The 18,067-nt window shown below is 43.7% G+C and carries 12 protein-coding genes and 1 tRNA gene; 1 reads left to right on the top strand and 12 read right to left on the bottom strand.

What is annotated here, in order from left to right:
- Positions 1-169 precede the first annotated feature (169 nt).
- The 8 genes from GKS34_RS13710 to GKS34_RS13675 all read right to left on the bottom strand — a co-directional run bounded on the left by GKS34_RS13710 (position 170) and on the right by GKS34_RS13675 (position 12,413).
- The gene (locus GKS34_RS13710; protein ID WP_163385407.1) at positions 170-1,675 is read right to left on the bottom strand and encodes a RagB/SusD family nutrient uptake outer membrane protein; all 1,506 of its coding nucleotides are present in this window, start codon (positions 1,673-1,675) and stop codon (positions 170-172) included.
- 30 nt (positions 1,676-1,705) lie between these two features.
- The gene (locus tag GKS34_RS13705; protein WP_163385406.1) at positions 1,706-4,801 is read right to left on the bottom strand and encodes a SusC/RagA family TonB-linked outer membrane protein; all 3,096 of its coding nucleotides are present in this window, start codon (positions 4,799-4,801) and stop codon (positions 1,706-1,708) included.
- Positions 4,802-5,160: 359 nt separating this feature from the next.
- Positions 5,161-6,669, bottom strand: a complete 1,509-nt coding sequence (locus tag GKS34_RS13700) for a RagB/SusD family nutrient uptake outer membrane protein (RefSeq protein ID WP_163385405.1) — start codon at positions 6,667-6,669, stop codon at positions 5,161-5,163.
- Positions 6,670-6,689: 20 nt separating this feature from the next.
- Positions 6,690-9,764, bottom strand: coding sequence for a SusC/RagA family TonB-linked outer membrane protein (locus tag GKS34_RS13695; RefSeq protein WP_163385404.1), 3,075 nt, complete (start codon positions 9,762-9,764; stop codon positions 6,690-6,692).
- 290 nt (positions 9,765-10,054) lie between these two features.
- Positions 10,055-10,420, bottom strand: a complete 366-nt coding sequence (gene rplS, locus GKS34_RS13690; RefSeq protein WP_163385403.1) for a 50S ribosomal protein L19 — start codon at positions 10,418-10,420, stop codon at positions 10,055-10,057.
- Between the two features lie 58 nt (positions 10,421-10,478).
- On the bottom strand, positions 10,479-11,204 hold the full coding sequence (gene trmD, locus GKS34_RS13685) for a tRNA (guanosine(37)-N1)-methyltransferase TrmD (protein WP_163385402.1): 726 nt from the start codon (positions 11,202-11,204) through the stop codon (positions 10,479-10,481).
- Between the two features lies 1 nt (position 11,205).
- The gene (gene rimM, locus GKS34_RS13680; protein WP_163385401.1) at positions 11,206-11,736 is read right to left on the bottom strand and encodes a ribosome maturation factor RimM; all 531 of its coding nucleotides are present in this window, start codon (positions 11,734-11,736) and stop codon (positions 11,206-11,208) included.
- A gap of 14 nt (positions 11,737-11,750) precedes the next feature.
- Positions 11,751-12,413: a 30S ribosomal protein S16 gene (locus GKS34_RS13675; RefSeq protein ID WP_163385400.1), complete on the bottom strand. Its 663-nt coding sequence runs from the start codon at positions 12,411-12,413 to the stop codon at positions 11,751-11,753.
- A 278-nt stretch (positions 12,414-12,691) separates the two neighbouring features.
- On the opposite strand from GKS34_RS13675, the gene GKS34_RS13670 reads away from it, so the two are divergent.
- Positions 12,692-12,763, top strand: a tRNA-Arg gene (locus tag GKS34_RS13670).
- Positions 12,764-12,829: 66 nt separating this feature from the next.
- Here the strand turns inward: GKS34_RS13670 and GKS34_RS13665 are convergent.
- From GKS34_RS13665 to GKS34_RS13650, 4 genes are all read right to left on the bottom strand, one after another.
- On the bottom strand, positions 12,830-13,258 hold the full coding sequence (locus tag GKS34_RS13665) for a terminase small subunit (RefSeq protein ID WP_163385399.1): 429 nt from the start codon (positions 13,256-13,258) through the stop codon (positions 12,830-12,832).
- A 77-nt stretch (positions 13,259-13,335) separates the two neighbouring features.
- On the bottom strand, positions 13,336-13,857 hold the full coding sequence (locus GKS34_RS13660; protein WP_163385398.1) for a hypothetical protein: 522 nt from the start codon (positions 13,855-13,857) through the stop codon (positions 13,336-13,338).
- Positions 13,858-13,962: 105 nt separating this feature from the next.
- Positions 13,963-14,673 carry a M48 family metallopeptidase gene (locus GKS34_RS13655; protein ID WP_163385397.1) on the bottom strand — a complete coding sequence of 237 codons (711 nt, stop codon included), beginning with the start codon at positions 14,671-14,673 and terminating at the stop codon, positions 13,963-13,965.
- On the bottom strand, positions 14,666-17,905 hold the full coding sequence (locus GKS34_RS13650; protein WP_163385396.1) for a type I restriction endonuclease subunit R: 3,240 nt from the start codon (positions 17,903-17,905) through the stop codon (positions 14,666-14,668). Before GKS34_RS13650 ends, GKS34_RS13655 begins: the two co-directional genes overlap by 8 nt.
- Positions 17,906-18,067: the final 162 nt, after the last annotated feature.

Genomic DNA, 18,067 nt, shown 5'->3' with positions numbered 1-18,067 from the left:
AATAGCCTGGGAAACAACTCTAAATTTAACCCAAATCTACTGCTTAATAAAGCCAGTAAAGTGGAAATTAGACCTTTGATCATAATTAACCAAAAAACAGCGGAAAGCAAATGGGCTTTCCGCTGTACCTATCTGGTTGGATTATATCGTTTCCAAGCCTCCAGTAGCATTAGAAGTGAGGTGTGATCTCTGCTTCGGCAGCTGGCAACGCATAGTACTTGGTGATATTGGTAAACGCATTGGATCTGAAAGTAGCTCCCTCAGGATAGTAATAATCCTGTGGATTGGCCAAAGCCCTGGCTGCAAAATCTCCGATGATCTCCTGCACCCTGTCAGCACGGGTGATGTCAAACCATCTTTTGTTTTCAAAGGCAAATTCAACCCTTCTTTCATTAAAGATGGCTTCTCTCATGGCTTCTTGTCCAGAAGCATTGGTGTCGTCCAATCCAGCCCGGTCCCTTACCTGATTCAGGTATCCGGCAGCCTCTTCGGTTTTACCCTGCTCATTAAGTGCCTCCGCCAGGAAAAGCAACACTTCTGCATAGCGGTAAATGGGCCAGTTTATCCCGTGATTGCCATGTAGGTCATGGTGCTTGGCATACTTCTTAATATATGGATATACCTTGTCGTCACGGTCACTTCCTGCAATTTCCACGTAAGCTATAGAAGCATCCTCTCTCAAATCCCCTTCTTCATAGGCAGCGATAATATCCGGAGTAGGAATGTTGTTTCCTTCACCATCCAGCGGTTGTGGATTAGATGTTCCGGTAATGGGCTGCAACTCATCGGGGGAAATAGGCCGGGGCATAAAAGCATACAAAAAGTCGCTATTCAAGCCTTCGGGACCTTCCAGATATTGTACCTCGAAAATAGATTCAGCATTGTTTTTATTACCGACACTTTCGGAAAAAACATCTTCATAATTTTCAATCAATTCGTATTCTCCACTGCTCACAATCGCCTTCAGCAAGGTTTCTGCTTCTCCCCACCTCTTTTGGGTGATAAACACATCTGCGAGTAACATCTGGGCCGCACCTTTGGATGCCCTGCCCACACCCTGCTGAGATCGTACAGGCAACAAATTGATGGCAGACTGAATGTCACCGATCAAATGCGTGTAAATCTCTGCTTCGGGAGTCAATGGCAATGCTGCTTCTTCCCGGCTGGTCACAGGAGTAAGGTGCAAGGGCACACTTCCGAAATACCGGGCCAATTCATAATAGGCATAGCCCCGTAAGAAAAGCGCCTGACCTTTCAGGTTGTCTTTAGACGCCTGATTGAACTCCACATCATCAATCAGGTCCAGAATCTGGTTTGCCCGGGCAATGATCAGATAATCCTCCCTGTATTGATTCAAAACATGGGTATTAGATGTTATTCCCTGAGCTTCGGGCAAGGCGTGATCAGAAAGGTCCTCCTGCTGCTCGGTAGCTCCAAAGTTGATGTTACGTGCATAAATGGTATTATCCGAACGCATTTCGCACAATAACCAGGAACGGTTGTCTGCGATGGTTCTCATCGGCGCATAGGCAGCATTCACCGCTTGTTCAAAGTCGGACTCTGTCCTGAAGAAGGTAGCCGAACTCAATGCAGTTTCCGGGGTAATAGTCAAGAACTCTTCGCAGCCCGACATCATGATTCCCAAAAACGCTAGAATGATATGTATTTTTTTCATTTTTAAGTCAATTTTAGATGAAAAGCTTCTTTAGAAGGTGATGTTAGCACCTACAGTAAAGGTTCTAGGAACAGGATAACCGGTAAGGTCAACTCCCTGGCTCAGGTTTCCTCCGTCGCCATTGCCATTATTTTGCTGACTAACTTCTGGGTTAGGTCCTCCCCAGTAAGGAGTAAAAATGTACACATTTTGTACAGCAGCATAGACTCTAGCAGACTTAATCACGTTGGCAATTGCCCCCAGATTGTATCCCAGAGTTATGTTTTTGATAGTGAAAAAGGAAGCATCCCAGACAAAGTTGCTGTTGGCCCAATCTCTCTCAATACCGGTTACGTTGCCTCCACCCACGGTGGTTCCGAAAATTCCATCACCCGGATCTTCGGGAGAACGGAAGCGCTCGGTGGCTTTTTGTACCATATTGAACACACCATCCAAATTAGCTGTACTGTACAAATGCCTCATGTATAACTGATTTCCATAGGAACCGGAGCCGATGATGTTCAGGTCCCACTTTCCATATCGGAAATTATTGGTGATTCCGTAGGTGAAATCAGGGAAAGGATTGCCAATAATCGTACGATCATCATTATCTCCGCCAATGGTAATGATGCCGTCACCATTGATGTCTTCCAATTTAATAGAACCAACGGTAGAGCGGCCGGGTACCTGCGGGGAACTGTTCAGGTCTTCCTCATTCATGTAATTTCCCAGCTTACGCAATCCATAGAATTGTCCGAATGGCTGTCCAACCTGTGTAATGTGAACGTTGCCATACACACGGTCAATACCTTCGGCAAGATCCACTACCTCGTTACGGTTGAAAGAAATATTAGCATTGGTAGTCCAAACCAGTCTGCCTTGGGTATTTCGTGAAGTGATGGCGAATTCATGTCCCCAGAATTTGATCTCACCAATATTATCGGTAAAGCTGCCGAACCCGGCCTCTTGAGGAATCTGCACGTTGTACAATAGGTTGGTGGTATTTTTGGTATAGAAATCATAAACAAACTGGATGCGGTCGTCAAACAATCCCAAATCCAATCCGATGTCAAACTGCTGGGTGGTTTCCCATCCCAGGAAGGGGTTTTGCAGTGAAGTGACCGCTGCACCCGGAACCACAGAATTGTCGAATACATGGTTTACCGTATTGTTTACCAGGGCATACTGGGTATAGTTACCGATGTTGTTATTACCGGTGACCCCATAGCTACCCCTGATTTTGGCGAAGGAAACCTTATCACTGGTATTCAAAAAACCTTCATCTGACATGACCCAACCGGCAGAAACGGAAGGGAACACCCCCCAACGGTTTTCAGAGCCGAAGCGGGAAGAACCATCCGCCCTTATGGCTGCTGTCAACAGGTATTTACCTTGATAATTGTACGTCAATCGGCTAAGAAAGGAAGTTAATGCCCATTCCTGCACATCCGATATGGTGCTTCCTCTATTGATATTAATCGCTCCCTGTACGGTAGGCAGACGGTCATCCGCATAGGTATTGGCGGCCACCTGGGTACGGTCCAATCGGTATTTCTGGTTGGTAAAACCTCCCAACAACTGGAAATTGTGGTCGTTGATGGACTTGGTATACGTCACTGTATTTTCATTCAACCAACTAAATATCTCCCGGTTATCCCGAACAGAGGAAGCCACTGTAGGGATGGCCACATTCATACCGGGTGTGGCAGTAGAGGGATTGAAATAGAAATATTTGCTGTTTCTGATTTCAGCGTTAATGGTGGATTTGATCTCGAGACCTTCTATAGGCTCATATTGTATATACGCATTAGACAACAAATTGGTCTGTTTGGTTTCGTTGGTGATTTCCAGTGCAGATCTTACGTAGTTAGGATAGGCGAAAATATTACCCGTCTCACTTGGGAATCTATTGAAATACGTCAACTCTCCGTTATCATCGTAGATCGGCATATTAGGCCAGGTATGCAACGCATTGAACAAAATACCGGTACCTCTGGATCCATCTGTTCTGGGAGTGTTGTCTCGTACATAAGTCGGAGCCAGGTTAAAACCCATGGTCAGCTTATCTGAAGCCGTGTAATCAGTGTTTAATCGCAATGAAAACCGTTCGTAGTCGGTATTTAAGACCACACCTTCCTGATCAAAATAGCCTGCCACCACTGAAGTTCGCATTTTATCGGTATTGGAGTTGATCGTCAGGTTGTAGTTTGTTATTGGCGCTGTCTGCAATAAGGCATCGTACCAATCCTGCGTCTTTCCTTCATACTGGGAGGGGTTCTGGAACATTTCCGGCACAGGTCTTCCAGCATCTTCAAAATATTCCTTCTTAAACTGGGCAAATTCTACCGCATCCATCATTTCCAGACGGTTGTAGTGAGGCACATTTTGCAATCCTGTGTACACATTCAAGGCCACGGAGGATTGTCCGGCTTTCCCTCTTTTTGTCGTTATCAAAACCACGCCGTTTGCAGCACGGGATCCATACAAAGAGGTAGATGCTGCATCTTTCAAAATGGTAATGTCCTGAATTTCATCCGGATTCAACGTAGAAATATCTCCCGTAATAGGAAAACCATCAACTACATATAGCGGGTCACTTCCTGCAGAAACCGATAACTGTCCCCTGATCCGGACGTTCATTCCCTGACCGGGTTTACCTGTGGTCTGGTTGATCTGCACTCCGGCAAGTTGTCCCTGAAGCTTCTGGGCCATTTGCGTAGCGGGTATGTCCATCAGGTCATCTCCCTGGATGGTTTGTACCGATCCCGTGATTTCCTTCTTTAACTGGCTACCGTATCCGACGACTACTACCTCAGTCAGATCACTCATGGAAGACTCAAGAACAATTTCGTATTCTGTCTGGCCTCCCTGTACGGGAATTTCCCGCGTTGCGTATCCGATGTAGCTGACGGAAAGCACCTCACCGGCAGCGGCTTCTACCTGAAACCTACCGTCCAGGTCGGTGACCGTTCCGCGAGTAGTTCCTTTTACCAGAACAGAAACTCCCGGCAACGTTTCATTGTCTCCCTCTGAACGCACCACACCCGAGACGGTGCTCTGCGCATAAGAAACGAAAGTCAATAGCATGGCCGCCATGAATGCAATCAGGCGCCTGCTATCCAAAATTGGGTAACAATCTTTTTTCATAATAATTAGGTTAAATGAATGGATTTATTAAACCTTTCACGACACGAGTTGTGAAAATTCTCTTAAATAAAACGGATTCCTTTCACTGAACTATCCTGCACTGTGCTGAATCGTTTTTCAATCACTCCTCTTGAAAAAGGCACCATTTAATAAATAAATACTCGATCTAAAACAATTTGATAATATTTATTTTTGTTTGTGATGGAATCGAAAGCATTATCGGAAGCCACTGCGGTAATCTTACCGCGATAGGAAATTTCCTACTGAAATTAAAAAATAGCGGATAAAAAAAATCTCCCGAAACAAACGGTTTTTCACAGTTTATCACGGAAGATTTTTTATTTTTTTCAATTCTAATCTCAATATCCCGGATTCTGGCTCAGCGAGGAATTTATCCGAATTTGATCCTGAGGTATGGGAAACAATATCTCATGGGCCTCGAAGATAAAGTCGTTGGTGGAAAAAGGAATTCCGCCCCTTGAAGTGGTAGGATTTGCACGCTCTCGTAAGCCATAAGCATTAAGAAAGGTCACCAGCTCCTGAGTCCCCATCGTTCGTTTCAGATCAAACCATCGATGATTTTCAAAAGCCAGCTCTATCCGTCTCTCCGTAAGGACTGCTTCTCTAAAAGCCTCTTTACCCAACCCACTAAGCGGATCCAAACCGGCCCTTTCTCTGACATCATTCAGATAACCAACAGCCGTTTCGGTGGGTCCATTCACCTCATTAATCGCTTCCGCGAGCATTAATAGTACGTCCGCATATCGCAATACCGGAAAGTTATCGTTGGTGACCCCTCTAATGGAGTGGGGGTGGTTGTATTTGTTGATATAGGGAACACCGACATACTCTCCCTCAAGGTTGGTATACCCTTCTTTCAAAGAAACCTCTTTTCTCAAATCACCCTCCTCATATAGTGCAATGATTTCGTTCGTGGGCGTATTCCAGCCCCCACCTTCCTGACCGGGAAAATCGATTACAGCTCCGAAGGATTCCCGTGGCGCAAAGGTGTATATAAAGTTACTATTGACACCAAATTCGTTATCTCCCTGGTACTGAATATCCCAAATCGATTCCTGGTGATTCTTATTCTGCGGGTCAAAGATGTCTTCATAGTCGTCAAGCAAACCATAGCCCAGGGTGGTTACCTGATTTAAGGCGTCAATTGCTTCTGAATAATTCTTTGTTGTCAGGTGAACCTTGCCCAGCAAGGCTAAAGCAGCACCTTTCGTTACTCTGCCAACTTCGTCGGATTCATAACTTGTCGGCAGGGCATTCACTGCAAAATTCAGGTCTGAGATAATCTGCTGATACACCGTTTCTACCGGTTGCCTGTTGTACTCAAACGCTTCTGCCGGGGAACTTACGGGCTCGGTGATGATTATAACATCGCCAAAATGTTGCACCAAGTGAAAATAAAGGTAGGCCCTTATTAATTTAAGCTCTCCTTCTGATCTGTTTTTGATCGCCTCACTCGCATTGGATTCGGGTAATTTACTCAGGGTCGTGTTAACGTTGACCATTATCCCATACGTACTATTGTACAAATTGGTGATATTGCCCGTGGCTGGATTGTACTGCCAAAATTCAAGCGCTTCCAAACTTGGCCCCTGACCTCTGTTTCCCGGATTAAAGTGAAGGGTAGCATTGTCAGATATGAACTCTGTATACTGCCATTGATTAAGATGCCAGGGCCTCAATTGCCCATACACCCCGTTTACAGCCTGAATCACCTGGGTTTCGGTCTGGTAAAAATTATCAGACACCAGCACGGTAGGGTCCGTTTTGTTAAGAAATTCCTCATCGCAGGCAGTGCTGATCAGCAAAATGCTTAAGCAAAGGAATGTTATGTTAGAATATTTTTTCATTTTTCTACTCGTTTTGTGGTTTAGAATCGTAGCGATGCGCCTAACGTAAAGGTTCTTGGCATTGGATAAGCTTCATCATCCACACCTATGTTGATTCCTCCTCTACGATTGATTTCTGGATTTGTACCCGGAAAAGAAGTAAACAAAAATGGATTCTCCGCACTGAAAAACACCCTTGCATTGGGTATTACCGGATTCGTAGGAATGGTATAACCAAGGGTGATGTTTCGAAGCCAGACGTGGGTGGCATCATAAATGTACCTGGAATTAGATTCGCGTTGCCATTTCCAGGTATTGGTCGTAGCTCCTCTGCCGTCCCCGGGATTTTCAGCAGACCTCCAGCGATTTACACCCGATTGCAGGATGTTAAAAACCCCGTCCATATTCATGGTAGTAGCTTCTATATTTCGAAAAACATCATAATTAAATGCACCGGTAAACATCAGGTTGAAATCAAAACTTTTGAAATCACCTCCAAGAGTATAGCCCAGGATGTAATCAGGATGGGGGTTGCCAATCTCAATCATATCTTGTTGGTCATAGGAAATGACACCGTCCCCGTTGGCATCAAAATATTTATAGGTACCTGGAACTGCTCCATCCTGATCCGGCCACGCCTCGATTTCGTCTTCTGTATTGAAAATACCCATCATCCTAAATCCATGTAACATGGCTAAAGGTCTACCCACTTGGGAAACATTGTAGGTACTGTAAAATCCACCCGACCAGATTTCATCGTTTTCTCCTCTTATTTCCAACACCTTATTTCTGTTGATCGTGAGGTTTACATTCGACCTGATATTTAACTGGTTGATATTAGTTCTGTAATCCAATGCCAGTTCCAGGCCTCGGTTTTGCACCTTACCGACATTATCCAGGGACTGCGTAAATCCGGAAATAACTGGCATCTCCACCGAAAGCAGCATGTTATTAGTTAATCGATTGTAGTATTCCGCAGTGACGATCAGTCGGTTATCAAACATGGCCCAATCCAAACCAATATCGGTTTGCTGAGATTGTTCCCAGCCCAAATTGGCGTTCGCAAAATTTGATAGGATTTGCCCGTTGGCTATAGAACCACCAAGCACGTAGTTTGAGATCGCCATATTTGACAAGCTGGAATAATTTCCAATCGCATTGTTTCCCGTTACGCCAAAGCTTGCCCTCAATTTCAAATCAGTAATCCAGCGGGTTTCCGGCATAAACGATTCTTCGGAAATTCTCCAACCTGCTGAAAAAGCAGGGAAATTACCCCATTTATTTTCAGCGCCAAAACGGGAGCTGCCTTCCCGTCTGAAAGAAGCAGAAAAAAGGTAGCGATCATCAAAAGAGTAGTTTGCCCTGGCAAAATAGGCCAAAAGGCTCCAATCGGCCTCTCCTGAGGTAGACGTTTGCCTGATGGCAGCACTCAAATACCTTACCTGGTCATTAGGAAATTCGTTACCGTTGCCCTGAAGGTATTTGAACGTTTCCTCCTGAGCGGAGAAACCAAGTAATCCTTCAACCCTGTGACTTCCTAAAATTTTGCTGTAGGATAATAATTGATCAGCGGCGATGTTAAGCGTCTCGTTTCTTCGTTGATACAAAGAGGCTTCCCGCGGTGGTGCCTGATTAAATCCGGTACCCGCCAGTGTGGATGGCCTGAATTCTTTTTGATCGCTGCTTTCCAAAATGGCATTGACTGAAGTTCTAAATTTGAAATCCTTCAAAAAGGTGAATTCCAAAAAGCCATTGGTCAAAATATTGTTCTCCGAACGACTGCGCTCCATCTCGACTAATTCCTGCACCACATTTGCCGCGCCAAATACCCCGTGGGTCCCGCCGATGAAATCGTTGAAACTGCCGTCCTCATTATAAACCGGGTAGCGAGGGTCTAACCACAGGGATTTCCCTATAATGGCGCTTCTACCATCTGTAGACGCGTAATCTTCTCTGGAATGAGAGGCCGCTATGTTCCATCCCATACTGATAAAATCGTTGATTTTACCATCAACATTGGCTCTTACGTTAAATCGTTCGAAACCCGTCTCAATTACCGCCCCTTCCTGGTTAATGTAACCGACCGAAACCAGGGACCGAATTCCACCTTTCCCGGAAGATAACGTGGCATTGTAATTTTGAAACCGGGCATTTTGGTTAAGTATTTCGTCAAACCAGTCGGTTGAGGTGGTGGTTTGCTCCGGAAATCTGAATTCAAGTGGAATTTCTTCCAAAGCCGGCTCTCTATTTTCATAATACCTTATTCGGTCCACAAAGCTATCGTGTTTAAATTGAGCGAATTCCGGACCGTTCATCATGCGGGTTCTTCTACCGTCAGGCACGTTCTGAATTCCTTGATTGACGACGAAATCCAGGCTTATCACACCTTCCTTCGCCGATTTGGTGGTAATCAGGATAACGCCATTGGAACCTCTTGCCCCATAAATGGCCGTTGAGGCAGCATCTTTTAGCACTGTCATACTTTCAATGTCGGCTGGATTCAGGTTTTGTCCCAGGGAGGTTCCCACGGGAAATCCATCCACAACATATAGCGGGCGGCTTCCGGCACCTAATGAACCTATTCCCCGAATGGTTACTTCCATTTCCTCACCCGGTCTTCCAGAGGTTTGTCTTACCTGCACGCCTGCGGCCTGTCCCTGAAGCAAACGGGTGACATTAGTGGTCGGTACTTCCCCAATATTATCCATGTTTATTACGGAAACTGCCGAGGTGATGTCTGCTTTTCGCTGTGAACCATAGCCCACAACTACGACTTCACCCAGATCTCCAATGGAGGGCTCCATGGATATTTCGTAACTAGTCTGCCCACCGGTGACGGCTACCTCTTTGGTTTCAAATCCGATAAAACTAATGGTGAGTGTTTCTCCGGAAGATGCCTGGATGGCAAACTCTCCGTCCATATTGGTGACCGTTCCCCGTGTGGTTCCCTTCACCAAAATGGATACACCCGGCAAGGGTTCGGAATCCTCCGCTGCAACGACTCTTCCTGTAATCTGACCTGCATCCTGAGAATACCCGGAATAGGTCACTACTAAAAGAAAAGCCATTATCACACTCCGAAACCCTATTAAGAGTGGTTTGTAACATGTTTTCATAATCTCTTGTGTTTGGTTAGATTAATTTATAAGAATTAAATAAACCCAAAAGACCATGGAATACTATCCTGCACTATCCTGCCTAAATAAAATTTTATAATGAAAAATAGCTGACTTGAAACTCATTTGTCTGGTTTTTTCAATAAAAAGACATTATAATGATATAGTTCGTTGACTGGCTTTTCTGAGCAGTCCCACCAAAGAATCAGCTGCCGGCATGGAAAAAAACCCATAAAAAAAGGGAGCGAAAGCCCCCTTTTTTACATTGGTGATAATAAATTCGGATAAAATTATTTTTTCACCCTTATCTTTTCCTTTATTTTTGCAGATTTTCCTTGTCTTCCTCTCAGATAGAACAATTTGGCCCTGCGAACTTTACCTTCTCTCAGGACTTCAATTTTTTCTAAACTTGGAGAGATTATGGGAAATATTCTTTCCACACCAATACCGTTGGACACCTTTCTTACCGTGAAGGTTTCGCCATTGGAATTTACATTTTTCCGCTGGATTACCGTTCCCTGAAACTGCTGGATACGCTCTTTGTTTCCTTCTGTTATTTTCACGTGAACATTGACCGTATCCCCGGCTTTAAAGGCAGGGAATTTGGATCGCGCATCTTTGTAATCCTGTTCTACGAATTTAAGTAGTTCGCTCATTGCTTTACTATTTTGCTTATCGCTTTATCGGATACGGATTCCTGTATCCTTAATTATCTCAATTATCGTTTCGTTCTGTTGTGCTATCGCCGTTGCCTAAAGAAATATCCCCTTCCATCAGGTCGGGTCTTCGTTCTTTGGTCCGGCGTACCGATTCATCAAATCTCCAGGATTCAATGTTTGCCGCATGTCCTGAAAGCAATACCTCAGGGACTTCCCAGCCTTTGTAGGAGGCTGGCCGGGTATAAACTGGCGGAGCCAATAAGCCATCCTGAAAGGAATCTGTCAATGCAGAAGTCTCGTCATTCAAAACCCCAGGGAGTAATCGAATGATGGCATCTGTTACCACCGCAGCGGCTAATTCTCCCCCAGAAAGGACAAAATCACCTATACTTACCTCTTTGGTGATCAAATGTTGACGAACCCGCTCATCCACTCCTTTGTAATGCCCACAAAGAATGATTAAATTCTCCCTGAGCGAAAGGGAATTGGCCATGGATTGATCGAAGGTAAGACCGTCCGGTGTCATGTAAATGACCTCGTCGTAATCCCGTTCCTTTTTCAAGACTTCGATGCATTTGGCGATGGGTTCTATCATCATGACCATGCCTGCACCACCACCAAAGGCGTAATCGTCAACGCTCTTTTGCTTCCCGATACCATATCCCCGTAAATCATGCACCTTCACGCTGGCCAGTCCTTTATCTTCCGCTCTTTTGAGAATGGAGTGGGAAAAGGGCCCTTCCAGCAGTCCGGGCAAAACGGTAATGATATCAATCCGCATGTTAATCCTCCAAATAAATGTCAAGTAGGCCTTCCGGAAGCCTGCAGAAAACTTTTTTCTCTGCTTTATCCACCCGCTCCAGGATTCCCTCCTGAATGGGTATCAATACCTCTTTGCCCTGGTAATCCATCCCGATCAGATCCTGTGTTTCCAGGTCATAAATCACTTTGACTTCGCCTAATTCCCCCAGCTTTTCATCGATTACAGAATATCCTACCAATTCGTGGTAATAAAACTGATCCTCTTTCAATTCTGGAAGAAGGGATAACGGAAGGAACAATGCAGCTCCTACCATGGGCTTCACCTGATCGACCTGGTCAAATTCCTCAAACTTGGCCAGAAATTTATTATTCGGTTGAGGCACCATGTGCTCCAGCATGAAGGGTACCAAACGGTTGCCCTTTTCTACGAACACATGATCCAAATCCTCATAATCCTCGGGAAAGTCTACATCCAGTACCAGTAATACCTCTCCATGTAATCCATGAACCTTGGCTATATGGCCCAATTGAAAGCAATTGTCTTTGTTCATGGCTAGCGCTGGATTTAGGCTTTTTCTTCGTCAGAAGCTGCCGCATCACCTGCAGGAGCTTCTCCTTCGTTTTTGGCAGGGTCTTCGGCCTCAGTTTTGGCAGGAGTTTCCGCTTTATTCTCGGCTGGGGCTTCGGCCTCAGTTTCGGCAGGAGCTTCCTCCTGAGGTGCTGCTGCTGCTTTGGCTTCCGCTTCAGCCGCCTCGGCAGCTGCAATAGCTTCTTCTTCTCGTTTCTTGATGGCATCCAGACGAGCCTGATTTTTGGCCGCTTCCGCTTCTAATGCCGCTTTCTTGGCATCATCTTTTGCAGACTGAATTTTGTCCACCTTACTTGCGATGTTCTTCTCTTTGGTTTCTAACCAAGCCTCAAATTTCTCATCGGCTTGTTCCTGGGAAATAGCTCCCTTTACGACCCCGATCTGCAAGTGCTTCTTCAGCATTACTCCCCGGTAGGAAAGCATGGCTTTTACGGTATCGGTAGGTTGTGCTCCATTCATCAACCATTTTAACGCACGGTCGTTGTTGATAGCAATGGTAGCTGGGTCGGTGTTTGGATTGTAAGACCCGATTTTTTCGATAAAGCGTCCATCTCGTGGAGCTCTAGCATCAGCAATTACTACATCGTAAATGGCCATTTTTCTGCGGCCTCTACGTGCTAATCTGATTTTTAATGCCATAATATTTTGACTTTTAGTGAATTGATGGATCCCGTCCATCGATATTTTTTGGACTGCAAAGATAAAACATTAAAATCAAAAAGAAGAATATGGCTCTCTTTTATTTGTTAAATAGTAAAATTTTGGTTTAAATTGCGATGTTTTTCGGAGGAAAAGCTTTCGAAAAGTCAAAGATATACTCCTAATAACTTGTTATCCAAGGTTTTCACCATACAATTATAAGTTTATCTCATGTGATCGGTACTCGGGCTTCCAGTATTGAATCTTTGAAATAGTCTGGCCTCGTAGTTCAATGGATAGAATAGAAGTTTCCTAAACTTTAGATACAGGTTCGATTCCTGTCGAGGCTACAAAAAACCCCTTATACAAGCTGTATTTGGGGTTTTTGCGTTTTGGGGGACAGTTTGGGGGACAGTTTACGGATGTTCATCTCCATCTTTCACCATGTCCCGAAGGATCTGCAGCGCCTTTATTTTGTCGTGCATCTGAACCGATACACTGAAATCCGATTTTTTAAGCGATTTGATGGCGCCGGATGCAGATGGACAAATTTCCTCCTTGCTCTTCAAACTCCAATCCTCGTTAAAAATTTCCGTCACATCTGAAAATGCAATTTTTGCCAATTCAGCCAATACCCTTTCCTGAGTGATATGCAGCTGGTCCAGGATTTCGGAAGAGCGGGAACGAATGTATTCCTTAATGTAAGGTTTTGTCAGGTTTTCGTAGCCGATTTGCCGGGCCGTGTACTCGCTGTAACCTGCAAGTTTTGCGGCTTTCGTGGCGTTGAAGCCAGCCTCTCCTAGGTAGTAGTTGGCAAAAAGACTTTCCTTGCTGGATAATTTCATTTGTTATTCTTTGGCTCTAAACGAAACACTCAAGTTTGAATGGTTTTTATTTAATTCAATTGAAATGTTAATTGATTTTAACTTGGACATAGTTTAACTCGCTCAATCAAAAATTGCTTTGAATATCTGTGAATTGCTACGGGAATGCAAGCTTGGCCTAAATGGTGAGCCAGAATGGCTCTATGCCTTCCATCAGTAAATTCTAAATACTCCTTTTCTTTGTTGTAACATAAGGTAGGAGGGTCCACGGGCTGACCATTTTCCCACCTAATTAAAGTTGTAACAAAACTCATATTACTTGATTGCTTTGTACTAAACAGATTTTTTGGGTTTAGTTCTTGAAAATTAACTGCTTCAATTAGTTGTATGGTATTGATGCTTATGTGTTCCAAATTATCTAGATCTCCAGGAGGGTTACCAATGTTATGATGCATCAATTCATCAGTGGCCCAGAGCGGTTTTATTTTTTTTAGGTCTTCTAATTTCATTGTCATATATCGCTCTTTTTGGTTTTCACGATATTCCTCATCATTAATATTATTTCCTGATTCTTGTTTCAGAATACGTATTATTTCTTCGAATTCGTTTTCGCCATCCATGGAGTACATTAATTATTTTCAGCCATACTAAAATAGTTAGTTTAATTTTCACAAACACCATTTTTGCCACTTATTTGTAGCATTTTCAGTCTGATTCAGCTTACCTTAGTTCAATGTCGTTTCAAGTCTTTCTTTCCATTTTTTCCAGTCAGGCATGATTGATTCTTGCAGGTTATAGAATGCACGTGTATGGTTGTGATGGACCAAATGGCATAGCTCGTGAATAATGACGTATTCAATACTTCCCTTGGGTGCCTTGATCAATTCAGGGTTTAAAATTACCTTTCCCTTCGGTGTACAGCTTCCCCAACGAGTGGGCATCTGTCTGATTTGAAGCTCAGGCTGATTGATTTTGTGCCTGGCGAAAAGCGGAAGTATCTTTATTAGTGTTTCTTCGAAGTGAACGGATGCCTTTTTTCTGTACCATTCGGAAAGTAGATTCTTGGCAGGTGTTTTGTCTCTTTTCAAAACTAACAGTCTTCCTCTATAAAGTTTCACCTCATTGATTTCAGCCTTTTCGATTCTCAGCTTATACTGTCTTCCTAAGTAAAGATGGGTTTCACCATTGATGTATGCCCTTGGTGGTGTCAATGGATGATAGGATAGAAACTCAAGCTGCTGCTTAATAATCCACGGTGCTTTCTCCTTTAGTTTGATTTTCAATTTTTCACCTGTAGTATCTAGGGGAGCAATCACTTTAACTTTACAATCGGGGTAAACCCGAATGCCAAGGGTTTTGCGATCCTGAAAAGAAAGCTCATATTGGATTTCTCTGGATCCAAAAACTAAGGTTTCTATAGTAGCTGTTTCAGACATATTTCAACTTGGCTACTTTCAGACTTTCTTCTACCAACTCATCTATCAAATCAAAAGGCAACTCAATGTCCTGTTGGGCTTTTAGGTCAAACAGGTAATCATCTATATCAATTTTTATCCTACCTTCAATATCTGATTTGTTTACCCAATCAATAATGGGCTTGCCATTTTCAAAGACTATGGACTTGACGAGCTGATCAATGCCTTCAGCCATTACAGCGGCTATATTTTTAGATCCATCTGTTCCCTGTAAGTGACCTTTAAAAATCTCAGTCACCAAATTGTAAATCGCAATCCCCGTATCATTACCAGCTAGGTTTTCCGGCACATTGTCCTGTCTGCCATTGTGGAACTGATCCTCATACGCTCTTGCTTTATTCAGGTAATCCGCTTCTGAGATTCGGTGTTGATGGTAATCATCAATGGTATCTTTAATCAACCGTGAAAGCTTCTTATAGTAAACGGTATCCTCTTTCATTTTCACATTGATCGCTTTGATTGTTCGGCTTGCAATATGGTCTGCTTTGGCTGCCTTACTGGATATTTTTTCAACTTCACGATCCCTTTCTTCTTTGTCGAATATATTAACAAGATCAGTGATGCGAAGAATTTCCCCTTCTGTAGTGATGTGTTTGTCAATGAGCTTCTGAACCTGTGGTTCATATTCCTTGTATTCCAGATCGTCAAAGTATCTGCGCTTGACGGCGATTCTTAAACCAAGGAAAAATTTAGCATCTTGCTTATATTTGTTGATTTGCTGCTCCGGTGTTTTACTGATAAATTCAAAACTGGATAAAGCGAGCTTCAATAAACGGGCGAACGCTGATACTTTTTCATAGAAGATATGTCGGATGGCTTCATCCTGCAATAATTCCTCATAAGCAGGTTCATCATACTTGTTTTTGATTTCTTTAAAGATGTCCCAAACTTCTGATTGTGCTTGAGGTAACTTTTTGATTTCTTCACTGATATTGGTTAGAGTACCTTCCAAATCAATGGCATCATAATCGTTAGTCCCTGAATAGGTCTCTAATGCAGAATCCAAATTTTCAAGATTACCATAATAGTCGATAATCAATCCATGTTCCTTCCCTGGAGCCAATCGGTTTACCCGTGCAATAGCCTGAAGTAAAGTGTGTTCTTTAAGCTGGCGAGTGAGGTACAATGCATAGTTATTTGGGGCATCAAAACCGGTAAGGAGTTTATCAACCACAATGATGATTTCAGGATGGTCCTGCTTTTTGAATGAGTTGATGAGTGACTTTTCAAAGGTCTCTGGATTGCCATATTTATCCATCATGGCTTTCCAAAACTTTAGTACCAAATCATCACTTTCCTCAAAAGCATCCTCATAGTTTTCCCGAACATCAGGAGGGGAGATCAGCACCTCACACGTCACTTTTCCAATCTCCCTGATAAACTCACGGTATCGAATTGCAGTGGTTTTATTAGGTGCAACTAACTGGCCTTTTGCTTTTAGGTTTCCAAAAAAGATGTCCTGGACGTTTTGCGCATAGTGGTCTGAAATGTCCCAGGCACGGGCATAGATTACTTCCTCTGCTTTGTTAAGCTGATTCGTTGAGCTGAATTTACGCTTGAGCGCTGCTTTGCCATACGGAGTGAGTGGTTCTGATACCCGATCAAAGTAATTGTCCAAAGGTTTTTCGTTTACCTCAATCAGGTTGTGGCGACCCTCGTAAAGCAATGGCACTACGGCTCCATCTTCGACTGCATCAGTGATCGAGTACACATCTATCAAACCACCAAAGCGATTCGCTGTGCTTTTTTCTTTCTTCATCAAAGGTGTTCCGGTAAAGGCGATAAAGCAGCCTTTTGGAAATACCTTTTGCATTTTGATGTTGAATGTGCCGTATTGACTTCTGTGGCCCTCATCTACCAAAACAAAGATTTCAGGTGAATCAAAGCCTTCTTTAGCTCGGTTGACAGCCGCTTCAAACTTGTGAATCAAAGTGGTGATAACTGTGTCACCTGTACCGGAAAGAAGCTCAACCAGGTGTTTGCCTGTCTGAGCATTCTCTACGGGTATTTGGCATTTCTTGAAAGTCTCAGTGATTTGATCGTCCAAATCAATACGGTCGGTGACCAATATGATCTTGGGGTTCTTGATTTGAGGGTGTGTGGCAATCAATTGAGCCAACATGACCATGGTGAGGGATTTTCCACTTCCCTGAGTATGCCAGATTACACCACCTTTCCGCAGGCCATCAGGATCGGTTTTGGCTATCTTTTTAAGCGTGTTATGGACCGCAAAATACTGCTGGTATCTGGTTACTTTCTTGATACCGTCATCATATATGGTAAAGTTAAAGAAGAGGTCCAAAAGTCTCTCCGGCTGGCAAAAACTGAATAGCAACTTATCCTGCTCGGTTACTGCCTGTTCCTCTTTTTCAAGATGCTGGAAGTAGGCCCAGACATTTTTGTACCGTTCCTGAAAAAGTATCGTCCTTTCGTTGGCAGGTAGTGGTTGATTTTTTAGGGCCTGGAGCTTGTCGAACCATGCAGTTTCCTCTGCTTCGGTTTTAAACAGCTCTTTCCAGAAACTCCAAAACTCTTTTTGTGTCGCCGTCGTAGCGTATTTTGCCTCATGGGTGGCCAATCCCACCACCAAATTGGAGTATTGATACAAGGACCGGATCCCGTCTTCCTGCTGATTCCTCAGATGTTGTTCAATAGATTTATCAATAGGGTCCTTGATCTTTGGACTTTTACACTCTATAACCGCAAACGGAATACCATTGATGAACAAGACAATATCCGGGCGATAATGCTCACTGCTGCCGCTTCTGAGTACACTAAACTCTTCTGATACGTGATAGGTGTTGTTTTCAGGGTGCTTCCAATCGATATAGTGAAATGAGAAGCTTTTTTTGTCACCCAAAACAGATTGCTCAAAGCTTCTTCCCAACGTGATCAGTTCATAAAAGGCCTTATTGGCTGCAATAAAACCATCCTGAACCGGAAGGTCGCGGATGGCGAGAATGGCATTGTTTACATTTGCATCAGAAAAGGGGAACTCTTTTCCTTTGTATTCAATGGTATTGATGGTCTGAAGTTGATCCTTCAGGATTGTCTCCAACAGCACATTGGATGTCCTGCCTCCACGGGAATCTAAAGCCTGCTCAGGTGAGAGGTATTTCCAGCCCATATTCATGAGCAGCTTCAGTGCGGGAAGCTGTGATATATGGTCTTCTTTGAACGATGGTACTGCCATGATTTTTGAACTTTTGGATCGGTTTTTGAGTTATAAATTCGAACGATATCGTTGTTGGATTTTGAAAATCCAATATTTATTCGTTCGTTTGTAGTGTCATTACCCAAAGGGTAAAGGACTTGGCAAGTGACATTGTTCACTCGATCGCAGTGCCTAAAGTTG

Origin of the sequence: Cyclobacterium jeungdonense (assembly GCF_010994275.1) — a bacterium.
Taxonomy (GTDB): Bacteria; Bacteroidota; Bacteroidia; order Cytophagales; family Cyclobacteriaceae; genus Cyclobacterium; species Cyclobacterium jeungdonense.
This window is presented reverse-complemented; position numbering and strand designations above follow the sequence as displayed.

What these genes read in the sequence shown, in the direction of transcription:
- GKS34_RS13695 (WP_163385404.1), bottom strand. Translation starts at nt 9,764, where the DNA reads ATGAAAACATGTTACAAACCACTCTTAATAGGGTTTCGGAGTGTGATA.
- trmD (WP_163385402.1), bottom strand. Translation starts at nt 11,204, where the DNA reads ATGCGGATTGATATCATTACCGTTTTGCCCGGACTGCTGGAAGGGCCC.
- GKS34_RS13710 (WP_163385407.1), bottom strand. Translation starts at nt 1,675, where the DNA reads ATGAAAAAAATACATATCATTCTAGCGTTTTTGGGAATCATGATGTCG.
- GKS34_RS13700 (WP_163385405.1), bottom strand. Translation starts at nt 6,669, where the DNA reads ATGAAAAAATATTCTAACATAACATTCCTTTGCTTAAGCATTTTGCTG.
- GKS34_RS13660 (WP_163385398.1), bottom strand. Translation starts at nt 13,857, where the DNA reads ATGGATGGCGAAAACGAATTCGAAGAAATAATACGTATTCTGAAACAA.
- rplS (WP_163385403.1), bottom strand. Translation starts at nt 10,420, where the DNA reads ATGAGCGAACTACTTAAATTCGTAGAACAGGATTACAAAGATGCGCGA.
- rimM (WP_163385401.1), bottom strand. Translation starts at nt 11,736, where the DNA reads ATGAACAAAGACAATTGCTTTCAATTGGGCCATATAGCCAAGGTTCAT.
- GKS34_RS13655 (WP_163385397.1), bottom strand. Translation starts at nt 14,673, where the DNA reads ATGTCTGAAACAGCTACTATAGAAACCTTAGTTTTTGGATCCAGAGAA.
- GKS34_RS13705 (WP_163385406.1), bottom strand. Translation starts at nt 4,801, where the DNA reads ATGAAAAAAGATTGTTACCCAATTTTGGATAGCAGGCGCCTGATTGCA.
- GKS34_RS13650 (WP_163385396.1), bottom strand. Translation starts at nt 17,905, where the DNA reads ATGGCAGTACCATCGTTCAAAGAAGACCATATATCACAGCTTCCCGCA.
- GKS34_RS13675 (WP_163385400.1), bottom strand. Translation starts at nt 12,413, where the DNA reads ATGGCATTAAAAATCAGATTAGCACGTAGAGGCCGCAGAAAAATGGCC.
- GKS34_RS13665 (WP_163385399.1), bottom strand. Translation starts at nt 13,258, where the DNA reads ATGAAATTATCCAGCAAGGAAAGTCTTTTTGCCAACTACTACCTAGGA.